This is a genomic window from Gordonia hankookensis (genome assembly GCF_014673215.1).
Taxonomy (GTDB): Bacteria; Actinomycetota; Actinomycetes; order Mycobacteriales; family Mycobacteriaceae; genus Gordonia; species Gordonia hankookensis.
In genome coordinates this window covers 260693-280139 of record NZ_JACWMS010000003.1, presented here as the reverse complement: position 1 = coordinate 280139, position 19447 = coordinate 260693, and the positions used below count along the sequence as shown (strand labels likewise).

General features: G+C 68.0%; 16 protein-coding genes. 6 read left to right on the top strand and 10 right to left on the bottom strand.

Annotation, left to right across the window (positions count from 1 at the left end):
* Positions 1 to 7: 7 nt before the first annotated feature.
* The 5 genes from IDF66_RS15750 to IDF66_RS15730 all read right to left on the bottom strand — a co-directional run bounded on the left by IDF66_RS15750 (position 8) and on the right by IDF66_RS15730 (position 5595).
* A complete protein-coding gene (locus IDF66_RS15750; protein WP_190267673.1) occupies positions 8 to 700 on the bottom strand; it encodes a PIG-L deacetylase family protein in 693 nt (230 codons plus the stop codon).
* 100 nt (positions 701 to 800) lie between these two features.
* Positions 801 to 2201 carry a class II fumarate hydratase gene (locus IDF66_RS15745; protein WP_190267672.1) on the bottom strand — a complete coding sequence of 467 codons (1401 nt, stop codon included), beginning with the start codon at positions 2199 to 2201 and terminating at the stop codon, positions 801 to 803.
* A gap of 79 nt (positions 2202 to 2280) precedes the next feature.
* Positions 2281 to 3273: a class II fructose-bisphosphatase gene (glpX, locus tag IDF66_RS15740; RefSeq protein ID WP_164307001.1), complete on the bottom strand. Its 993-nt coding sequence runs from the start codon at positions 3271 to 3273 to the stop codon at positions 2281 to 2283.
* 85 nt (positions 3274 to 3358) lie between these two features.
* The gene (locus IDF66_RS15735; protein ID WP_317628725.1) at positions 3359 to 4153 is read right to left on the bottom strand and encodes an amino acid ABC transporter ATP-binding protein; all 795 of its coding nucleotides are present in this window, start codon (positions 4151 to 4153) and stop codon (positions 3359 to 3361) included.
* Positions 4150 to 5595: an ABC transporter permease subunit gene (locus tag IDF66_RS15730; RefSeq protein WP_223309769.1), complete on the bottom strand. Its 1446-nt coding sequence runs from the start codon at positions 5593 to 5595 to the stop codon at positions 4150 to 4152. The genes IDF66_RS15735 and IDF66_RS15730 overlap by 4 nt, the downstream gene beginning before the upstream one ends.
* A 144-nt stretch (positions 5596 to 5739) precedes the next feature.
* Between IDF66_RS15730 and IDF66_RS15725 the strand changes: the two genes are divergently transcribed.
* Positions 5740 to 6306 (top strand): DUF4245 domain-containing protein, encoded by a 567-nt coding sequence (locus IDF66_RS15725; RefSeq protein WP_190267670.1) that lies wholly within the window; start codon positions 5740 to 5742, stop codon positions 6304 to 6306.
* A gap of 40 nt (positions 6307 to 6346) precedes the next feature.
* Here the strand turns inward: IDF66_RS15725 and IDF66_RS15720 are convergent, their stop codons facing one another.
* Genes IDF66_RS15720 through IDF66_RS15710 form a run of 3 tightly spaced genes read right to left on the bottom strand, consistent with a single transcriptional unit; the run spans position 6347 to position 8693 of the window.
* Positions 6347 to 6607 (bottom strand): exodeoxyribonuclease VII small subunit, encoded by a 261-nt coding sequence (locus IDF66_RS15720; protein WP_164307005.1) that lies wholly within the window; start codon positions 6605 to 6607, stop codon positions 6347 to 6349.
* Positions 6604 to 7857, bottom strand: coding sequence for an exodeoxyribonuclease VII large subunit (gene xseA, locus IDF66_RS15715; RefSeq protein WP_190267669.1), 1254 nt, complete (start codon positions 7855 to 7857; stop codon positions 6604 to 6606). Before xseA ends, IDF66_RS15720 begins: the two co-directional genes overlap by 4 nt.
* Positions 7854 to 8693, bottom strand: coding sequence for a lipid droplet-associated protein (locus tag IDF66_RS15710; RefSeq protein WP_190267668.1), 840 nt, complete (start codon positions 8691 to 8693; stop codon positions 7854 to 7856). The genes xseA and IDF66_RS15710 overlap by 4 nt, the downstream gene beginning before the upstream one ends.
* 104 nt (positions 8694 to 8797) lie before the next feature.
* Here IDF66_RS15710 and IDF66_RS15705 point away from each other — a divergent pair, with 104 nt between their 5' ends.
* The gene (locus IDF66_RS15705; RefSeq protein WP_190267667.1) at positions 8798 to 9751 is read left to right on the top strand and encodes a 4-hydroxy-3-methylbut-2-enyl diphosphate reductase; all 954 of its coding nucleotides are present in this window, start codon (positions 8798 to 8800) and stop codon (positions 9749 to 9751) included.
* A gap of 15 nt (positions 9752 to 9766) precedes the next feature.
* On the opposite strand, the gene mycP is transcribed toward IDF66_RS15705, so the two are convergent.
* Both mycP and eccD read right to left on the bottom strand, forming a co-directional pair.
* Positions 9767 to 11077, bottom strand: a complete 1311-nt coding sequence (gene mycP / locus IDF66_RS15700) for a type VII secretion-associated serine protease mycosin (protein WP_190267666.1) — start codon at positions 11075 to 11077, stop codon at positions 9767 to 9769.
* A 130-nt stretch (positions 11078 to 11207) separates the two neighbouring features.
* Positions 11208 to 12755, bottom strand: coding sequence for a type VII secretion integral membrane protein EccD (gene eccD, locus IDF66_RS15695; RefSeq protein WP_223309705.1), 1548 nt, complete (start codon positions 12753 to 12755; stop codon positions 11208 to 11210).
* Positions 12756 to 12871: 116 nt separating this feature from the next.
* Here eccD and eccCa point away from each other — a divergent pair, with 116 nt between their 5' ends.
* The 4 genes from eccCa (at position 12872) to rpsI (ending at position 19446) form a co-directional block, all read left to right on the top strand.
* Entirely contained in the window at positions 12872 to 16954 is a 4083-nt protein-coding gene (gene eccCa / locus IDF66_RS15690; protein ID WP_190267665.1) for a type VII secretion protein EccCa, read from the top strand.
* 85 nt (positions 16955 to 17039) lie between these two features.
* On the top strand, positions 17040 to 18269 hold the full coding sequence (locus tag IDF66_RS15685; RefSeq protein WP_317628724.1) for a type VII secretion-associated protein: 1230 nt from the start codon (positions 17040 to 17042) through the stop codon (positions 18267 to 18269).
* 176 nt (positions 18270 to 18445) lie between these two features.
* Positions 18446 to 18889, top strand: coding sequence for a 50S ribosomal protein L13 (rplM, locus tag IDF66_RS15680; protein WP_164307012.1), 444 nt, complete (start codon positions 18446 to 18448; stop codon positions 18887 to 18889).
* Positions 18886 to 19446 (top strand): 30S ribosomal protein S9, encoded by a 561-nt coding sequence (rpsI, locus tag IDF66_RS15675; RefSeq protein WP_164307013.1) that lies wholly within the window; start codon positions 18886 to 18888, stop codon positions 19444 to 19446. Before rplM ends, rpsI begins: the two co-directional genes overlap by 4 nt.
* Position 19447: the final 1 nt, after the last annotated feature.

Here is a 19447-nt window from a genome sequence, read left to right as displayed (position 1 = left end):
TGATTCGTCACTCCGGTCCCCGCTTCAATTCGAAACAGGCCGCGCGGAGATCGTCGAAGTCGTCGCGCGGCGCGGTCACCATGTCGATCTGCCTGCGGGCCTGCATGACGACCGGGGTGGCCGGATCGAGAACCGAGAGGTACTTCGCGTGGGCGGCAAGGGAGTCCACCGCGACGTCGATCTGGTCGGTGACGTCGACGGCATGGGTCGCGCTCGGGCCGTTCTCGAAGAGGCGGCGGGGCCGGGTGTTCGGGTCGAGAGCGTCGTACGCCTCGATGACGGCGGCAGCGAACTCCATGTGATCCGACTGGTTGGGTTGTCCGGGCGCCCATTGCGGGCCGCCATAGAGTGACAGGATCAGGTCGGGCTCGATCCGTGTGATGGTCTGCTGGATCCGGGTCCGTAGCTCGGGGGTGTTGCGGATGGCACTGTCGGGAAATCCCCAGAACTCCACCTCGTCGACTCCCACGATCGCCGCGGACGCTCGCTGCTCGGCCTCGCGTGCCGGGCCGGCCTCGACGGGGTCCATGCCCTCGATGCCGGCCTCCCCGCTCGACGCGAGCGCGTAGACGATGTGCCGCCCCTCCGTGGTCCAGCGTGCGACTGCGGGCGCCATCCCGTACTCCGGGTCGTCGGGGTGTGCGACGAGGACGAGTCCGGTCTGCCAGTCGGCCGGGAACGGGAGCAGCTGAGTCGTCATGGTGACGAAGCTACGCGCGGATGCGTCGTCCTCGTGGCACGCTCGAGGAAGTTCCCGTACCCGCTCGGCGACTGGGGGGTGCGCCGGATCGGCGTGTGGCTCAGCGCTCGCGGTCGAGGTTCGCCATCTTGAGCACGTCGAGGCGCGCGTCGAGTTCGGCCTCGGAGAGCTTGTCACCGATGAGCCCGCGATCGATCACCGTCTGGCGGATCGTCTTGCCCTCCTTGAGAGCCTGCTTGGCAACCGCGGCGGCCTCCTCGTAGCCGATCGCACTGTTCAGCGGGGTGACGATGGACGGCGAGCTCTCGGCGAGGGTGCGCAGACGCTCCTCGTCGGCGTCGAGGCCGACGATGCACCGGTCCGCGAACAGGCGGGAAACGTTGGCCAGGAGCTTCAGCGACTCGAGCACGTTGCGCGCCATCATCGGGATGTAGACGTTCAGTTCGAACGCGCCGTTGCCGCCGCCCCAAGTGACTGCGGCATCGTTGCCGATGACCTGCGCCGCGACCTGCGTGACCGCCTCGGGCAGAACCGGATTGACCTTGCCGGGCATGATCGACGATCCGGGCTGGAGGTCGGGCAGGTGGATCTCGCCGAGACCGGTCAGGGGTCCCGATCCCATCCAGCGGATGTCGTTGGCGATCTTGGTGAGCGAGACCGCGATGGTCTTCAGCTGGCCGGACAGTTCGACGAGTCCGTCGCGTGCGGCCTGCGCCTCGAAGTTGTCCTTCGCCAGCGAGAGCGCGTCGACGTTGGTCAGCGAGCGGAGCTCGGCGACGACCTTGGTGCCGAAACCGTCGGGGGCGTTGAGCCCGGTGCCGACCGCGGTGCCGCCGATCGGCAGCTCGCCGACGCGGGGCAGCGTGGCCGTGACGCGCTCGATGCCTGCCTCGATCTGGCGTGCGTAGCCGTTGAACTCCTGGCCCAGGGTCACCGGGACCGCATCCATCAGATGCGTGCGGCCGCTCTTGACCACGTCGCGCCACTGGGTCGCCTTGTCCAACAGGGCGAGTCGCAGGTGGTCGAGGGCGGGAACCAGGTCGGTGACCGCGGCCTCCGTGGCGGCGACGTGAGTCGCGGTGGGGAAGGTGTCATTCGATGACTGCGACATGTTGACGTGGTCGTTGGGGTGGATCTCGACGCCGTTCGCCTTCGCGATGGAGGCGATGACCTCGTTGGCGTTCATGTTGGAGCTGGTGCCCGAGCCGGTCTGGAAGACGTCGATCGGGAACTGATCGTCGTGCTGCCCGTCGGCGATCTCCTTGGCCGCGGCGACGATCGCGTCGGCCTTGTCGGCGTCGAGGAGGCCGAGGTCCTTGTTGACTTGCGCGCAGGCCGCCTTGAGCAGACCCATCGCCCGGATCTGGGTCCGTTCGAGCGGGCGGTGACTGATCGGGAAGTTCTCCACGGCCCGTTGCGTCTGGGCGCGCCACAGGGCGTCGATGGGGACCTGGACTTCGCCCATGGTGTCGTGCTCGATGCGGTACTGCTGTTCGGTCATGTGAAGACAACCATCCTCGTGTGTTCTCGGGAAAGGGTGGGCTGCAGAGATTCTCGCAAATCGCAGGTGGAGATCTCGGTCAGAGATCGAGTCGGGCGTACTCGCGCAACTTGGACGGCTGGTGGACCGACTCGATGCGGCGGATGGTGCCCGACTTGGATCGCATCACCAGCGAGCGCGTGGTGGCGCCGTTGGGGCGGTAGGTGACCCCGCGGAGCATGTCCCCGTTGGTCACCCCGGTCGCACAGAAGAAGGAATTCTCGCCACGGACGAGGATGTCGTTGGTCAGGACGCGGTCGAGGTCGTGCCCCGCGTCGATCGCCTTCTGGCGTTCCTCGTCGTTGCGCGGCCAGAGTTTGCCCTGGATCTCGCCGCCCATGCATTTCATCGCGACGGCGGTGATGATGCCCTCGGGGGTACCGCCGACGCCCATCAGCATGTCCACGGTGGAGTAGTCGTCGGCCGCGGCCACCGCACCTGCGACGTCGCCGTCGGAGATGAGACGGATCTTCGCGCCTGCCTGACGGATCTCCCCGATCAGGTCGGCATGGCGCGGACGGTCGAGGACGATGACGGTGAGGTCTGCGACATCGATGCCCTTGGCCTTGGCGACCGAGTTGATGTTCCAACTGACGGACTCGTTGATATTGATGGCGCCCTTGGCCTCCGGGCCGACGGCGATCTTGTCCATGTAGAAGACCGCGGACGGGTCGTACATGGTGCCGCGCTCGCTGACCGCGATGACCGCGATGGAGTTGGGGCGGCCCTCGGCCATCAACGTGGTGCCGTCGATGGGGTCGACCGCCACGTCGCAGTCCGGGCCGTCGCCGTCGCCGACCTCTTCGCCGTTGTAGAGCATCGGCGCCTCGTCCTTCTCGCCCTCACCGATCACCACGACGCCCCGCATCGACACCGTCGACAGCAGTTCGCGCATCGCGTCGACCGCAGCGCCGTCGCCACTGTTCTTGTCACCACGACCGACCCATCGACCGGCCGCTAGTGCCGCCGCCTCGGTGACGCGGACCAACTCCATGGCCAGGTTGCGATCGGGGGCCTGTGGGGACGGGGACATGTCGGACTCCTCGGCGTGGCAGCGATGACAATGCGGCAAGTGGTTCTCATCCTTGCATGTCACACCGAGCGTTTGATCAGCCGGGTCAGAGGGGATCGAGCAGTCGGCGCAGAAATTGGCGCGTCCGGTCCTCGGCCGGCTCATCGATCACCTGCGCGGCGGTTCCGCGCTCGCACACCACACCGTCGTCGACGAAGATGACCTGATCGGCGACCTGCCGGGCGAACCGGATCTCGTGGGTGACCACCACCATCGTCCACCCCTGGGCCGCGAGATCCTTGAGGACCTTCAACACGTCGCCGACGAGCTCGGGATCGAGGGCCGACGTCGGTTCGTCGAAGAGCATCACCTTGGGTTGGAGCGCGAGCGCCCGGACGATGCCGACACGTTGTTGCTGTCCTCCCGACAGCTGGTCGGGGTGATCGTCTCTCTTGCCGGTGAGTCCGACGTCGGCGAGAAGCCGCTCCGCCTCGGCCACCGCATCGGCGCGCGGGCGCTTCTGCACGATGACCGGCCCCTCGATGATGTTCTCCAGCACGGTCTTGTGCGGGAACAGATTGTGGTTCTGGAAGACCATCGCGCTCTGCCTGCGATATCGGGCGATGTCGGCCTTGCCGTACGGGCCGCCGAAGTCGATGGTGACGTCGGCGACGCGGACGATGCCGGAATCCGGCCGGTCGAGCGCATTGAGGGACCGCAGGATGGTGGTCTTGCCCGAGCCGGACGGGCCCAGGATCACGGTCACACTCCCGGCCGGGACCGAGAAGTCGATGCCCTTGAGGACCTCGTTGTCGCCGAAGGACTTGCGGAGTCCGTCGACGTCGATCAGGGTGCCGTCGTCGCCGATGGGCGGGGACGGGACGATGGGGTTGTCGGTCATGTCGTCACGAACCTTCCCAGATGATTCTCGAGCCGGCCCTGGAGACCGGACAGCACGACGCAGACGATCCAGTAGTAGACCGCCGCCGTCGTGTAGAGGGCGAAGAACTCGAAGGTGGGTGCGGCCGCGATCTGGGCGACCCGGAGCAGTTCGGTCACCAGGATGGTCGATGCCAGCGAGGTGTCCTTCACGAGCGAGATCAGCGTGTTCGACAGACCCGGCACGGCGTTGCGGGCGGCCTGGGGCAACACGATGCGACGCAGGGTGGTCGCATAGTCCATGCCGATGGTCTGAGCGGCCTCGGTCTGTCCCCTGGGCACCGACAGGATCGCACTGCGGATGATCTCGGCGGCATAGCCTCCGACGTTCAGCGAGAACGCGACCACCGCGGCCGGGAAGGGTGGCACGCTCACCCCGAGTTCGGGCAGGGCGTAGAAGATGATGAACAACTGGACGAGCAGCGGCGTTCCGCGGATCACCGAGATGTAGGCGCGCGCGATCCACGAGACCGCCTTCTTGGTGGAGAGTCTGGCCAGTGCCACCGCCAGCGCGATGACCAGTCCGATCACGAAGCTGATCGCGGCCAGCGGGATGGTCATGGTGATGGTGGCCCGAGCCATCGGCCACAGATTGTCGGCGATCAGCTGCCAGGTGCTGCGGGAGGCCGCATCGTCGCCCGACGATGCGGCCGCCGGGGCGCCGCTCGCATCGGCTTTCAGGTACTTCTGCGAGATCCGGCTGAGGGTTCCGTCGGCTTTGAGTTCGTCCAGCGCCTTGTTGATGTCGCCGACGATCCGGCTGTCCTTGCGGGCGGCGAACGCCTGCTCGCTGGTGTCGCCGGTCTTCGCGGAGATCTTGACGCTGGTGTCGCCGGTCTCGGCCAGATACGCGTAGACGGCGATGCTGTCGTTCACCGTGGCCTGCACGCGGCCCTGGTTCAGCAGTTTGATCGCCTGTGTGAACCCCTCGACGGACTCGACGCGGGCCCCTGCGTCCCGGGCGACCTGGGCCCAGTTGCTGGTGGAGGACTGGGCGGTGACCTTGCCGCTCAGGTCGGCGAGCGACCGGATGGAGGAGTCGTCGGCGCGGGTGACGATCACGCCTTCACCGACCGAATACGGTTCGGACAGGTCGTATTTCGCCTGCCGTTCCGGTGTGATCGTCACCTGGTTGGCGACCACGTCGAATCGGTCGGCGCCCAACGCCGCGAAGATCGAGTCCCATGGTGTCTCGACGAACTCGGCGCGTACGCCGAGCTTGTCGGCGACCGCGTTCGCGACGTCGACGTCGTATCCGGCGAGCTTGCCCGTGGTCGGATCGTGGTAGCTGAACGGCGAGTACGTCCCCTCGGTGCCCACCCGCAGGACTCCGGAGTCGCGGATGCCCTCGATGCCCGTCGACGAATCGCCGCCACAGCCGGATAGGCCTACGACGAGCAGCATCACGAGGCACAGGGCTGATACCGAGCGTCCGAGGCGTCCCATGGGACCACTCAACAGGCTCGGGCGCGTGTTGAACAGGGTTTGCGCCCCAGCAGGCGGGTAGGCGCCGTCGGGTCACGCGACGGACCTTGGGATACTCGTGTGATGGCCGCCAAACCCCGCATCCTGCACAGCAGCAAGGACATGATCTGGTCGTTGATCCCGCTGCTGGTCATCTGCGCGATCGTCGCGATCGCGTCGGGCAATTGCTCGGTCGGGCTCTCGGGTCAGGCGTCCGACGACAAGACACCCGGCTTCGACGTGTCGGCCGCCCTGCAGGCAGATGCCCGCGATCTCCCCTTCCCGATCCGTGAGCCGGCCACCCCGGCCGGCTGGAAGCCGAACTCGGGATCGACCCAGGCGGTGGGCGGGACCCGTGTGAGCAACGTCGGATGGATCTCCGATGTGGGGGCGTATGTGCAGCTCAGCCAGACCGACGCCAAAGAGGAGGACCTGGTCGTCCATCTCGGGGGTGGTGAGGCGCTGGGGACCGGTACCCGGCAGGCAGGCGGACGGGAATGGGTCACGTACTCGACACCGGACGAGAAGAAGTTCTGGATCACCGATCTCGGGGACGTCCGGATCGCCGTCCTGTCCCGCGGACCCGATGACGACATGACCGAGATCGCCACTGCCGTGCTCGCACAGCAACCACTACCGAGCGGGGCCTGACTCGATCGGTCGATCCGATCGATGGGCGCCGATCGACGTCTCAGTCGTCGTCGGCATCGCTCTCGGCGAGGGCGGACTCGATCCGGTCCCGGGCACCGGCCAGATGTTCCTCGCACCGCGCGGCGAGCGCCTCGCCGCGCTCCCAGAGCGCAAGTGAGGCGTCGAGGTCCAGGCCACCGTGTTCGAGCGTGGCCACCACATCGACGAGTTCGTCGCGAGCCTCTTCGTAACCGAGCTCCTCGACCGGGGTCCAGTCCCCGTCGTCGACTCCCGGATTCTCTTGGTCCGCATCCCCGTTCACGCTTGCTCTCCTTCGGTCACGCGTGCCGTCGCAGCACCGTCGGCCACCCGGATCCGCAGCCGCGCACCACTGGGCATGTCGGCGACGGTGCCAACCACATGGGCAGGATCGACGTCGGTGCGCTGCACCACGGCATAGCCGCGGGCGAGTGTCTGTGCGGGGCCCAGTGTGCCCAACCGGGCCGACAGATGTTCGCGGCGACGGTCCTCGGCATCGATGCGACGCCGGATGTCGCGCCGGATGTCGCGTCGCATCCGGTCGATCTGCTCGGCGTGGGCGTCGATCATGGTGAACGGCCTCGCCAGCACCGGTCGGGCACACAGCCCGTCGACGACGTGCGCCTCCCGTCGCACCCAGTTACGCAGGGCGTGTGCGCTGCGCCGCCGCATCTCGGCGACGCCGGCCAACTCGGCCGCGACATCGGGTACGACACGCTTGGCGGCATCTGTCGGGGTCGCTGCGCGCACGTCGGCGACCAGGTCGAGCAACGGTGCGTCGGGTTCGTGCCCGATCGCGCTGATCACCGGCGTACGGCAGGCGGACACCGCGCGCAGCAGGGCCTCGTCGGAGAAGGGGAGGAGGTCTTCGACGCTCCCGCCACCTCGGGCGATGATGATGACCTCGACGTCGGGATCGGCGTCGAGATCGGCGAGATGGCCGAGGATCCGCGGCACCGCGGTCGGCCCTTGGACCGGGGCATCGCGCACCTCGAAACGCACCGCGGGCCAGCGAGTGCCCGCCACCGCCACGACGTCCCGCTGGGCGGCGCTGGACCGACCGCTGATCAGGCCGACCGCTCTCGGCAGGAACGGGAGTGGCCGTTTCAGGCGACTGTCGAAAATGCCCTCCGCGGCCAGCAGTTGCCGCAATCGTTCGATCCGGAGCAGTAGTTCGCCCACGCCGACCGGGCGGATGTCGGTGACCCGGAGCGACACCGTGCCACGACCGGTGAAGTACGTCGGCCGACCCAGGACCACCACGTGGCTGCCCTCGGCGAGCGGCACCTCGGTCCGCATGAGCAGGTCGGGGCTGCAGGTCACCGAGATCGAGATGTCTGCGGCCGGGTCACGCAGGGTGAGGAAGGCGACCCGGGTGCCGGGCCTGCGGTTGATCTGGGTCACCTGGCCCTCGACCCAGATCTGGCCCAGCCGGTGAATCCAGTCGGCGATCTTGGTGTTGACGGTCCGTACCGGCCACGGGTGTTCGGCGGAGTTCGACTGCGCCCCCGTGTTCGCCTGGTCTGATGTCACGTGGTCTGTTGCCGCTTGCTGTTCTGCGAGGCGATGCGATTGTCGATCATGGTGACGAACGGCGCACGCGCCCTGGTCGCCTTCTCGTACGCCGCGAGTTGCTCGAGTTCGTCGACCCCGACGCTGCGCAGTTTGGCGCGCAGCTGGGCGAGGGTCAGGTTCTCGTATTCGATGTACTCGACGATCTCGGGAACCGGGCCGTCGAACGCCGGTGCGGCCTTGGTCGCGCCGTCCTTGTCGGCGTCTGCGTTCACGACTCCATCGGGGGGAGCGCTGTAGAGGGCGAATCGACCCGCCGCCGGGTCGGCGCCGGCCGCGTCGCCGGGGGACGCGGAGTTCGTGGTCGCAGCCTTCTTCGCCGGGGCTTTCTTAGCCGGAACCTTGTTTGCCGCAGCGTTCTTTGCCGGAGCCTTCTTCGCCGCAGGCTTCTCGGCGGGCGTCTTCGTGGCCGCGGGTGAGCGGGTGGGCGCATCTGCGGCGTCGGATGACCCGATGTCGGTCGATGTGTTTTCGGACACAGGAGTGCTCGGGGTGCCCGCGCCGTCGCGGCTCTCGATGGGTGTCCGGTCGGCCTCGGCGTCGATCGCGTCGTCATCGTCGTCGAACCGTGCCCACTCGGGCTGGTCGGATGGCTTGTCGAACAGCGTCTCGAGCGCGAGGTCGCCCTTGATGGCGAGCTCGGCGATGTTCTGCTGTACCCGCATACCCGCCTGCAACGTCTGGCTGACCGCAGTCATGGGCAGGGTGACCACCAGAGCGGGCAGCTTTCGGGTCTCCTCGATCGCGGTGACGACGAGACCGGCGGCGATGCGGGCCGGATACGGTGCGCGAACCATGACCACACTCTGCCATTCGACGGGGTACTGATCCACCCCGGGACATGCCGGGCCGATCCTGCGCCGGGCACAGACGGACGGCGACAGCCCGTAGGCTGGACGGCATGGTTGATCGCAAGCGTGTCCTGTTGGCAGAACCGCGTGGCTACTGCGCCGGAGTGGATCGTGCCGTCGAGACCGTGGAGCGCGCTCTGGACAAGCACGGCGCCCCTGTGTTCGTCCGCAAGGAGATCGTGCACAACCGCCACGTCGTCGAGACATTGACCGATCGCGGGGCGGTGTTCGTGGGCGAGACCGACGAGGTACCCGAAGGTGCGATCGTCGTGTTCTCGGCGCATGGTGTGTCGCCGGAGGTCCACCGGACCGCGGCCGAGCGCAGCCTGAGGACGATCGACGCCACCTGCCCCCTGGTCACCAAGGTGCATCAGGAGGCCAAGCGGTTCGCCCGGGACGACTACGACATCCTCCTCATCGGCCACGAGGGTCATGAGGAGGTCGAGGGCACCGCAGGCGAGGCCCCTGAGCACATCCAGCTCGTGGACGGCCCCGATCACGTCGACGACGTCGAGGTGCGTGACGAATCGAAGGTCATCTGGCTGTCGCAGACGACGCTCTCGGTGGACGAGACGATGGAGACCGTCAAGCGGCTGCGCGAGAAGTTCCCGCTGCTCGAGGACCCGCCGAGCGACGACATCTGCTACGCCACGCAGAATCGGCAGGTCGCGGTCAAGGCGATGGCGCCCCAATGTGATCTCGTGATCGTGGTGGGTTCGCAGAACTCGTCGAACTCTCAGCGCCTGGTGGAGGTGGCCCTGCAGAACGGGGCGGCCGCGTCGTACCTCGTCGACTACGCGCGTGACATCGACGAGTCATGGTTGGCCGGCGTCACGACGGTCGGTGTCACCTCTGGCGCGTCGGTGCCCGAGGTCCTCGTGCGCGGCGTCCTCGATCTTCTCGCCGAGCACGGGTACGACTCGGTGGACACCGTCAACACCGCGAACGAGACGCTGACCTTCGCATTGCCGCGCGAGCTGCGGCCCGCGCGCACGGCGAAGTGAACCGGACCTGATCGGCTAGTACTCGTCCGGGTCGAGGCGTCGCACCCGACGATGCGGCAGCGCCACTGCCAGCACCACCGCGATCACCGCGGCACAGAGCCCGGCACCGACGAGCGCGACGTCGCGGGCGGTGTGATCGACGGCCGGCTGTGGGCTCGGAGCGGCGATCGCCTTCGCCTCCATGGGATTCGGCAGGCCGTCCGGGATCTCGCTGGTCAGGGCCGCCACCGGATCGATGACCCCGTAGCCGATCTCGGTGTCGTGCCCGGTGCCGGGGGCGTGGGCGGTCCGCGTGATGCGCGCCATGACCTCGGCGGGGCGAAGCCGGGGGAACCGGGCCCGGACCAGTGCGACCGCGCCCGCCACGTACGGGGTCGCGAAACTCGTGCCCGCGATCGGGATCGGCCCGTCCTGGCCCTGCTGCGCATCGACGAGTCTCGACGATCCGCGGGTGCTGTCGAGACTGACGATGTCGGTGCCCGGCGCGGCCACGCTCACCCAGGGACCATGCAGACTGAAGCCGCTCGGCGCGCCGGTACCGGCGTCCACCGAGCCGACTGCCAGCACATACGGCGAGAACCACGCCGGACTCGCGACGGTGGACACCGATCCCCAGCCGTCGGTGTCGCCGGCGGCAGGGGCCGGATTCTGGTGCTGACATCCGGAGTTCTGCGACAGGTTGCCTGCGGCGACCACCACGACGACGTTGCGGTCGTATGCGTACTTGACCGCGGCGCCGAGTGACCTGTCGTTGAGCCGGGCCCCGGCGGAAGCGCACGCGACCTCGGAGATGTTGATGACGGTGGCGCCGAGGTCGACGGCCCGAACCACCGCGCTGGCCAGTGTGCGGACGGACCCGTACCCGGACCCGATGGTGGGATCCGAGTCGTCGGACCTGCGGTCTTTCGCGGAGTATGCGCCACTCGACTGCCGGATCGATATCAGTGAGGCATCCGGAGCGACACCGGCGAACGCATCGTTGCTGCTCGGTGCCGCGGCGATGATGCCTGCCACCAGCGTGCCGTGCGCATCGCAATCGACGAGCCCGTTGCCCGACGACACGTAGTCGCCGCCCGCCTGAACGCGACCAAGACGGGGGTGTGGAGTGATCCCGGTGTCGATGACGGCGACTCTCTGTCCCTTACCCCGGCTGAACCGCCACGCGTCCGGAAGGTTCATCATCGATTGCGCGGCAGTGGGTTTCGAATTGTCGTGACGGCCGGTCGCCAACGGCTTCGCGCAGAGGGTGCGTTGCTCGGTCGTCTCGGGCGGCGCTGTCGGCGCCGAGCGCACCAGCGCTCCGGGGTCGATCGTCGGGGGTGTCATCGCGGCAGCGGGTGAGCCCCCGAACACGGCGACCACCGTGAGGCCGGTGATCAGGGCGGCGCATCTGTGGAGTCCGGAGGCCGGTGTGCGCCGGCGCCGGGTTCGGGCCGAACGACCCAGCCGGCGCACGTCAGATCTCCCGGACGATCCGGTACAGGTCAAGAATCCACAGCAGGAGAGGCACGATCACAGCGACGAGGATGTACTCGATGATCTCGGCGGTGCGCCGCATGACCGGCGAGAACTCCTGGTTCGGCGCGACGACGCCCAGGACGAACGCGGCGACCACCATCAGCATGGCCACGGCGAACGCGATGATCGACCAGTTGTCGGCCCCGAATGCGAGACCCGTGACCACGGCGATCAGGGTGAGCGACCCACTGGCGACCAGGAAAGCGGCCTGTGCGAGGTCGCTGTGCGACCGGCCGCGCAGACACAGAACGAGCGCGATGATGGCGGCGTAGGCAGTCGACTTGGCGTCGAATCCCGAAAGCGGAGCTGCCGCGAGGATGGCCGACACAGCGGTGACGAGTGCGGTCCCGGCGACGATCCCGGTCAGATAAGCGTTGGCCACAAAGGACCGGCGCTCGAGGGCGTCGGCCTTGGGCAACGCCATCGCTCCGATCGCACCGATCCCTTCGATCGCAGGCTTCGGCTCGATGTCCTCGGCGTCGATCGCCGCTCCCGCGGTGGGAACCGGGGGGAGTGGCAGCTTCGCCAGCATGATGGTGGCGCGCGGCGCCAGAGCGATCACGAGGAGGCCGACGGCGGCCAGTACCGCCGCCACCTCGGGCACTGTTGCGCCGAGCAAGAGTTCTGCGCCACAACCCGATCCGGCGAGCAGGGCCGCGGTGGTGATCGCGCTGTGTACGGCCGGTCCGACCGCGGTGATGCGGTAGGAGACGACGGCGGCGACGAGCGTGACCGCGCAGCCCAGTGTCAGGTGTGCGGACCCGAAATGTCCCGGGGTGAGGAGCATGCCGGTGACAAAGAACAGTGGCATGGCGGACGAGACGAGAACGGCGGCACTCGCCTCGTCGCGGTAATGACGAGCGACGATCGTTCCCGCGGTGAGCAGCCCGACGGCGGCGAGGCCGCTGAGCCCGGCGATCCACAGGGCGCCGCTGGTCGAGCGGTGGGCGCCGAGTGCGACGGCTGCGGTGATGGCGGCCGCGACGGCGACGACATGACCGGCGTATCGGGCCGACCGCGGCGACCAACTCGCGAAATGAGATTCATTCAAACGAGCGACGGCATCGACGACGTCGTCGAACAGCGCCGGCGAGTCGCCTGCCCGGGTGGAGCGGAGGACCAGCAGGTCGCCGTCGCGTATCCCGGACTCGGACAACGATCGGTTCGGGGCGATCCGCTCCTGACCGACCAGGCCGAGCGTCCACCGGTTCTGACGGTCGTACCGACGACCGTCCTCGCCGTCCGGATCGTCGGAGTCGCGACGTGCCGGATTACGTGAGTCGACCTGGGCAACGAGATCGGGAATCAGTGCCGCAATGGGTAACCCTGCAGGTAGAGCCACATCCAACTGCGTGTTCCCGCCCAACACCGACACCCTGACCAATTCGGGCTCGATACCTGCGTCGGTGCGCGCACCGCCTCGTTCGCCGCCCGGCCCCATCGCCGGCGAGGGTGTCGTCATCCCTCGCGAATCCAGAGTCGACATCTGGTGGATCCTCCCCGCCCTGTTCGCGGTTAACATAGCGAACTGCGTCAATTGTGTAGCAGCGCGGCCCGCGCCGACGAACTCGGGGTGGCGGCGTCGGTCCGGGGGGAGATCGAGTGGTGGCAACAACGGAGGGGTTCGTCCGGCGTCCCCGGATCACACCTCCCCGTACGCCGGGTGGGGAACTGAACATCGCGCCGCCGCCCGACGTGCCGAGGGTCGTTCCGGGCAACATGCTCACCAAGATGCTCCCCGTGGTCATGGTGGTCGCGGTCGTCGGCATGATCGCGATGATGTTCGCGACCGGCGGACGCAACATCCTGTCCAACCCGCTGTTCATGATGTTCCCGTTGATGATGCTGATGTCGATGTTCGGCATGTTCGCCGCGGGCGGGCGGGGCGGCGGCAAACGCGCCGCCGAACTGAACGAGGAACGCAAGGACTACTTCCGCTACCTCGGTCAGACGCGCACCCAGGTACTCGAGACCGTGGACGCTCAGCGCGCCGCTCTCACCTGGAGTCATCCCGACCCGGTCGCCCTACTCGACATCGTGGGCAGCAGGCGGATGTGGGAGCGGCGACCGTCCGACAGCGATTTCGCCCATGTCCGGGTGGGGGTGGGCTCACAGCGGCTGGCCACACGCCTCATGCCACCGGAGACCGGGCCGCTCGAGGACATCGAGCCCGTATCGATGGTCGCACTGCGTCGGTTCGTCCGGACCCACTCCGTGGTGCACCGCCTGCCGACGGCGATCTCGTTGCGGGGCTTTCCGGCGGTGAACATCGAGGGCGCCCGACAGGAGACCCGAGATCTCGTGCGCGCCATGGTGATCGAACTGTGCGCTTTCCACGGGCCCGACCACCTGCACGTCGCCGTCATTGCCGGGGACCCCGCAGGGGAGGCGTGGGATTGGGCAAAATGGCTTCCGCACGTCGGTCATCCGACGTTGCGGGACGGTGTCGGTGCCATGCGGATGATCTACCCGACCCTGGCCGACTTCGAGAACTCGATGGCGGCCGATCTGCTCGAACGCGGCCGCTTCAGTCGTTCGGCCCCGCCGACACCGGGGCGGGCGCACCTCGTCGTGGTGCTCGATGACGGCCATGTCGCCGGCGACGAACGGCTGATCAACGACGCGGGCATGGAGGGCGTGACCATCCTCGACCTGACGGCCCCGCCGGACGGCCTGGCCGCGCGCCGAGGCCTGCAGCTGGTGGTCCGCGACCGAAAGGTTGCTGCCCGCAGTGCCTTCGGTGTCGAGGAGTTCGCCGACATGGATTCCCTCACCATCCCCGAGGCCGAGACGCTGGCGCGGCGGATGGCGCGGTACCGCCTGGCAACGGCTGCGGCGCTGGCGAACCTGGAGTCCGAGGCGACCTCGAGCGATCCAGGTCTGCCCGCTCTGCTCGGCATCACCGATGCGGCCCGGTTCGACCCGGCGGTGTATTGGCGCGGACGTACCGGGCGAGATCGCCTCCGGGTGCCGATCGGGTACACCCCGAGTGGAACCCCGGTCGACCTCGACATCAAGGAGAGCGCGCACGGCGGTATGGGACCGCACGGGCTGTGCATCGGGGCCACCGGATCGGGCAAGTCCGAGTTCCTGCGCACCCTGGTGCTGGCCATGCTCGCCACCCATTCGCCGACCGAGCTGAATCTCGTGCTGGTGGACTTCAAGGGCGGTGCGACCTTCCTCGGGCTGGAGTCGGCACCGCATGTCGCGGCGATCATCACGAACCTCGAGCAGGAACTCTCGATGGTCGACCGGATGAAGGATGCACTGTCGGGCGAGATGAATCGACGGCAGGAACTGCTGCGTGCGGCGGGCAACTTCGCCAATGTCAGTGACTACGAACGGGCCCGCGCGTCGGGAGTCCGGCTCGAGCCGCTGCCGGCACTGTTCATCGTCGTCGACGAATTCTCCGAATTGCTCGCGCAGAAACCGGATTTCGCCGAACTGTTCGTCGCGATCGGTCGGCTCGGACGATCGTTGCACATCCATCTGCTCCTGGCGTCGCAGCGGCTCGAAGAGGGCAAACTTCGCGGCCTCGACAGTCACCTGTCCTACCGGATCGGACTGAAGACGTTCTCCGCCAATGAGTCCCGATCGGTTCTCGGCGTGCCCGACGCCTACCACCTGCCCAGTGTCCCGGGCTCGGCGTACCTGAAATGCGACTCGGCCGAGCCGGTTCGCTTCAACACGTCGTATGTGTCCGGTCCGTACTACTCGCCGATCTCGCCCGACGGCGTGGTCGACCAGGGCCCGGCGTACAACGGGCCGCGTGGCCGGATGAAGGTCTTCACCGCCTTGCCGGTACCGCTGGACACGGGCGCGGCGAGTTCGTCGGTGCTCGACCAGGCGCAGGCCCTGCTGGACGAAGAACCGCCGCAGGACACCGACATCCCGGTCTACGACGATCCGGCCGCGGCGTCGGTGCCGACCCTGCTCGACACCCTGGTGACGCGGATGGCCGGGCACGGGCCTGCTGCGCACGAGGTCTGGCTGCCGCCGCTCGACCGGTCGCCGACCGTCGACGGACTCGTCGGACGTCGGGACTGGTCGGTGCCCGCGGATATCGGCGATCTGCGCATCGCCATCGGTGTGGTCGACCGCCCCTACGATCAGAGACGCGACGTCCACGTCCTCGATCTGTCAGGCGCGGCAGGCAATGTCGCGGTCGTCGGTGGCCCACAGTCCGGCAAGTCGACCGCATTGCGCACCATCATCATGTCGGCCGCGGCCACCCACACCCCCGAGCAGGTCCAGTTCTACTGCCTGGACTTCGGTGGCGGCAGCCTCACGAGCATCGTCGGCCTCCCGCACGTCGGTTCGGTGGCCTCGCGTGGTGACATGGACGCGGTGCGACGCACCGTCGCCGAGGTGAGTGCGATCGTGCGCAGCCGCGAACTGCTGTTCGCCCGGCTCGGGATCGAGTCCATGCGCGACTACCGGTCGCGGCGTCAGGAGTGGTTTGCCGGCGGCGGTATGGATCCGGCCGATCCGCTGGCGGCGGATCGGCACGGCGACGTCTTCCTGGTCCTCGACGGCGTCGGTGTGCTCCGCAACGAACTCGACTTCCTCGAGGAGCCGATCAATGCGATCGTGGCGCAGGGTCTCTCGTATGGCGTGCACGTGATCGTGACCGCCTCGCGGTGGGCCGAGGTGCGGCCCGCGGTCAAGGACCTGATGGGCAGCCGGATCGAGTTGAAGCTCGGCGACGCCATGGACTCGGAGATGGGTCGCCGCGCAGCCGCACTGGTTCCGCATGGCAGGCCGGGTCGGGGCCTGACCCCCGACGAGCTGCACATGCTCGTCGCTCTGCCGCGCCTCGACGGTGTCAGTGCGGCCGAATCCCTCCCGGCCGGTGTGCAACTCGCGATCGACAGGCTCGCCGCAGGCTATGGCGGTCGTGCGGCGATGGCCGTCCGCAAGCTCGGTGTGGAGATACCTCAGCGTGAGGTCGACGAACTGGTGTCGGCGAAGGGTGTCGCGTTGGGCGCCAACCAGGTCGCGGTCGGCGTCGGTGAGCTCGAACTCGCGCCGGTGGTCCTCGATTTCGGGTCGCAGCCCCACTTCATGGTCTTCGCGGACGTCGAGCACGGCAAGACCACGTTGTTGCGCAACATCGTGCACGGCCTGGTGCGCGACTCCACTCCGGACCACGTCAAGGTCGTGTTCGTCGACTACCGACGCACGATGCTCGGCATCATCGACGGTGATCACCTGGGCGGTTACGCCAGCTCGGCGAACAAGGCGATCCCGATGATGCAGCAGTTGGCGCAGATCCTCACCGACCGACTGCCGCCCGAGGACGTGACCCCGCAGCAGTTGCGCGACCGCTCCTATTACACAGGCCCCGACGTCTACCTGGTCATCGACGACTACGACCTGGTCGCGACGGCTTCGGGTAACCCGCTGTTGCCGTTGGTCGATCTCGCGGCCCATGCTCGCGACATCGGCTTCCACATCATCCTCGCCCGGCGCTCGGGCGGGCTCGGGCGGGCGATGTTCGACCCGTTGATCGGCCGTCTCAAGGACCTCTCCTGCGACATGTTGCTGATGAGCGGCGACCGCGACGAGGGGTACATCACCGGACGGGTCCGCATGCAGCAACTGATCCCGGGGCGCGGTGAGCTGGTCTCGCGGACGCGGCCGCAGGAGATGATCCAGGTCGGTTACGTCGAGCCCGAGGTCTGAGCGGGTGGCACCCACCACACTGCGACCGACTGTTGTCGACCTCGCCTTCGGTCAGGTCTCGGTATCAGGTGGGCGATCGGCGGACGTGACCGATTTGCTGGAGGCAGTCGATGCTCCGACTGTGATGGTCGCGGGTGCCCGCCGATACGGTCACCAGGCGTGGCAGGCCGTACTGCGAGATCTGCACCTGCCTGATATGGGCCCCGATGGCCCGCTACCGATGGTGGTCGGGTATCCCAGCACCTGGGGGCGTGTGCGTTCGTCGGTACTCGACCGCGCGACCGCGGAGTTCGGCGCAGCGATCACGCTCGTCCCTCGGGCGGTACTGATCGCGCGGAGCCACTCCGACGGGACGATGCAACGGTGCGCGGTCGTCGAGACCACGCATTTCCCTGGTATGCCGGTGGATCCGGCCAGGCCGAGGGAGGCGCGGTGGGACGTCGCCCGACTGCGTCGCACGTCGGCCGGATGGGAGATCGAGGCCGTGGACGTCCTCGAACCGGAGTCCGATGGTGTCGCCGCCCGGACCGAGGCCATCGTCGACGACTCGGTGGAGGCGGTCTTCGTCGACGGTTCGGAGCCCGCGGAGGTGGCCAGGGCGATCGATGTCGTCGCCACGCACGCGCTGGCCGGGCGGGTGGTGGCGGTCGATCGGGATCTGATCCGACGCTACGGATGGCGGAGCGGTCGACCTGAGGGCGCCGACCCGCCGATCGGTCAGAGCGAACGGCCCGCGCAGGATCCGACGGGGCCGATGCGCGGTCGAACCGGCCGGTGGATCGTGGCCGCGGGGGTGGCCGCAGTCGCGGTGGCGTTGGTGGCCGGTGTGGTCGGCTTCCTCCAACGCGGTGGCGAGGGTCCGCCCGCCGAGCAGTCGGTGACACTCGGGCGTACCGACATCGACATTCCCGCCGACTGGCGGCGAACCGAGCTGGGGCGAGGACCTGACGCCGGGGGCACGGACGGACCCTCGCGCTCGGTGTTCGCCGACCGAGCGGACGGGAGGCGGATGCTGGTGGTCCAGAGCGAGGTGCGGACCGACTCGACCCTGGCATCGGTGGCGACCAGTCTCGGAAACCGGATCCGCCAGCGTGGCGACGATGTGGTGACCGAGTTCTCGGCCGTCACCAGGTTCATGGGCCGTGAGGTGATCAGCTATCGCGAGGCGCCCGCGTCGGGCAGCGCGATCCGCTGGTACGTGCTCGTCGAGCACGGACTGCAGGTGTCGGTCGGGTGCCAGGCGGGGACGACCGGGGAGTCGGTGGAGGCCGAATGCGCTCATGCCGTGTCATCGGTGCGGATCGCCCCGCGGTGATCGCGACGCGTTTTGACCCTGATCAGCGCCTTCGCGTAGTCTGGACCGCTGGTGCGTGACATCTCCTCACCGGGTGACCGGGAGGAGATAGTCGAGGCCCGGGTCCCCACTGGTCGCCGGGAGTTCCCTCTGTCATGGCACCTGACCAGCACCCATCGACAGAGTTGAGGACAACTGTGCCCACCTACACCCCGAAGGCCGGTGACATCACGCACGCGTGGCATGTCATCGACGCCACCGACGTGGTGCTCGGCCGGCTGGCCGTGCAGAGCGCGAATCTGCTCCGCGGCAAGCACAAGCCGACCTATGCGCCCCACGCCGATGGTGGTGACTTCGTCATCATCATCAACGCCGAGAAGGTCGCGCTGACCAGCAACAAGGCCGAGCGCAAGCTGAACTACCGCCACTCCGGGCATCCGGGTGGGCTCAAGGTCCAGACGACCGCAGAGCTCCTCGAGAGCCACCCTGAGCGCGTGGTCGAGAAGGCCATCAAGGGCATGCTGCCGCACACCAAGCTCGGTCGCGCCATGGCGTCCAAGCTGAAGGTCTACGCAGGCCCGAACCATCCTCACGAGGCTCAGCGGCCCGTGCCCTTCGAGATCAAGCAGGTGGCCCAGTGAGCAACGAGAACATCAACGAGCCGGCCGTCGAGATCGACGAGGAGATCCAGGTCGCCGCTGACGGCGGCGCCGAGGTAGCGGAGGCCGTCGAGGTCGTCGAGCAGGCATCGGATGACTACGACACCGAGGTCGTCGCCGAGGCCGGCGAGGTCCGTGAGCCGGTCGTCATCGATCGTCCGATCCAGACCGTCGGCCGCCGCAAGGAGGCCGTCGTGCGCGTGCGCCTCGTGCCGGGCTCCGGTCAGTTCCAGCTCAACGGTCGCACCCTGGAGGAGTACTTCCCCAACAAGGTGCACCAGCAGCTGATCAAGGCTCCGCTCGTCACCGTCGAGCGCACCGAGTCGTTCGACATCTTCGCCAAGCTCGTCGGCGGCGGCCCCTCGGGCCAGGCCGGTGCGCTGCGCCTGGGCATCGCCCGCGCGCTGATCGAGGTCACCCCGGACGATCGTCCGGCGCTGAAGAAGGCCGGCTTCCTCACTCGTGACCCGCGTGCGGTGGAGCGCAAGAAGTACGGCCTGAAGAAGGCCCGCAAGGCGTCGCAGTACTCCAAGCGCTGAT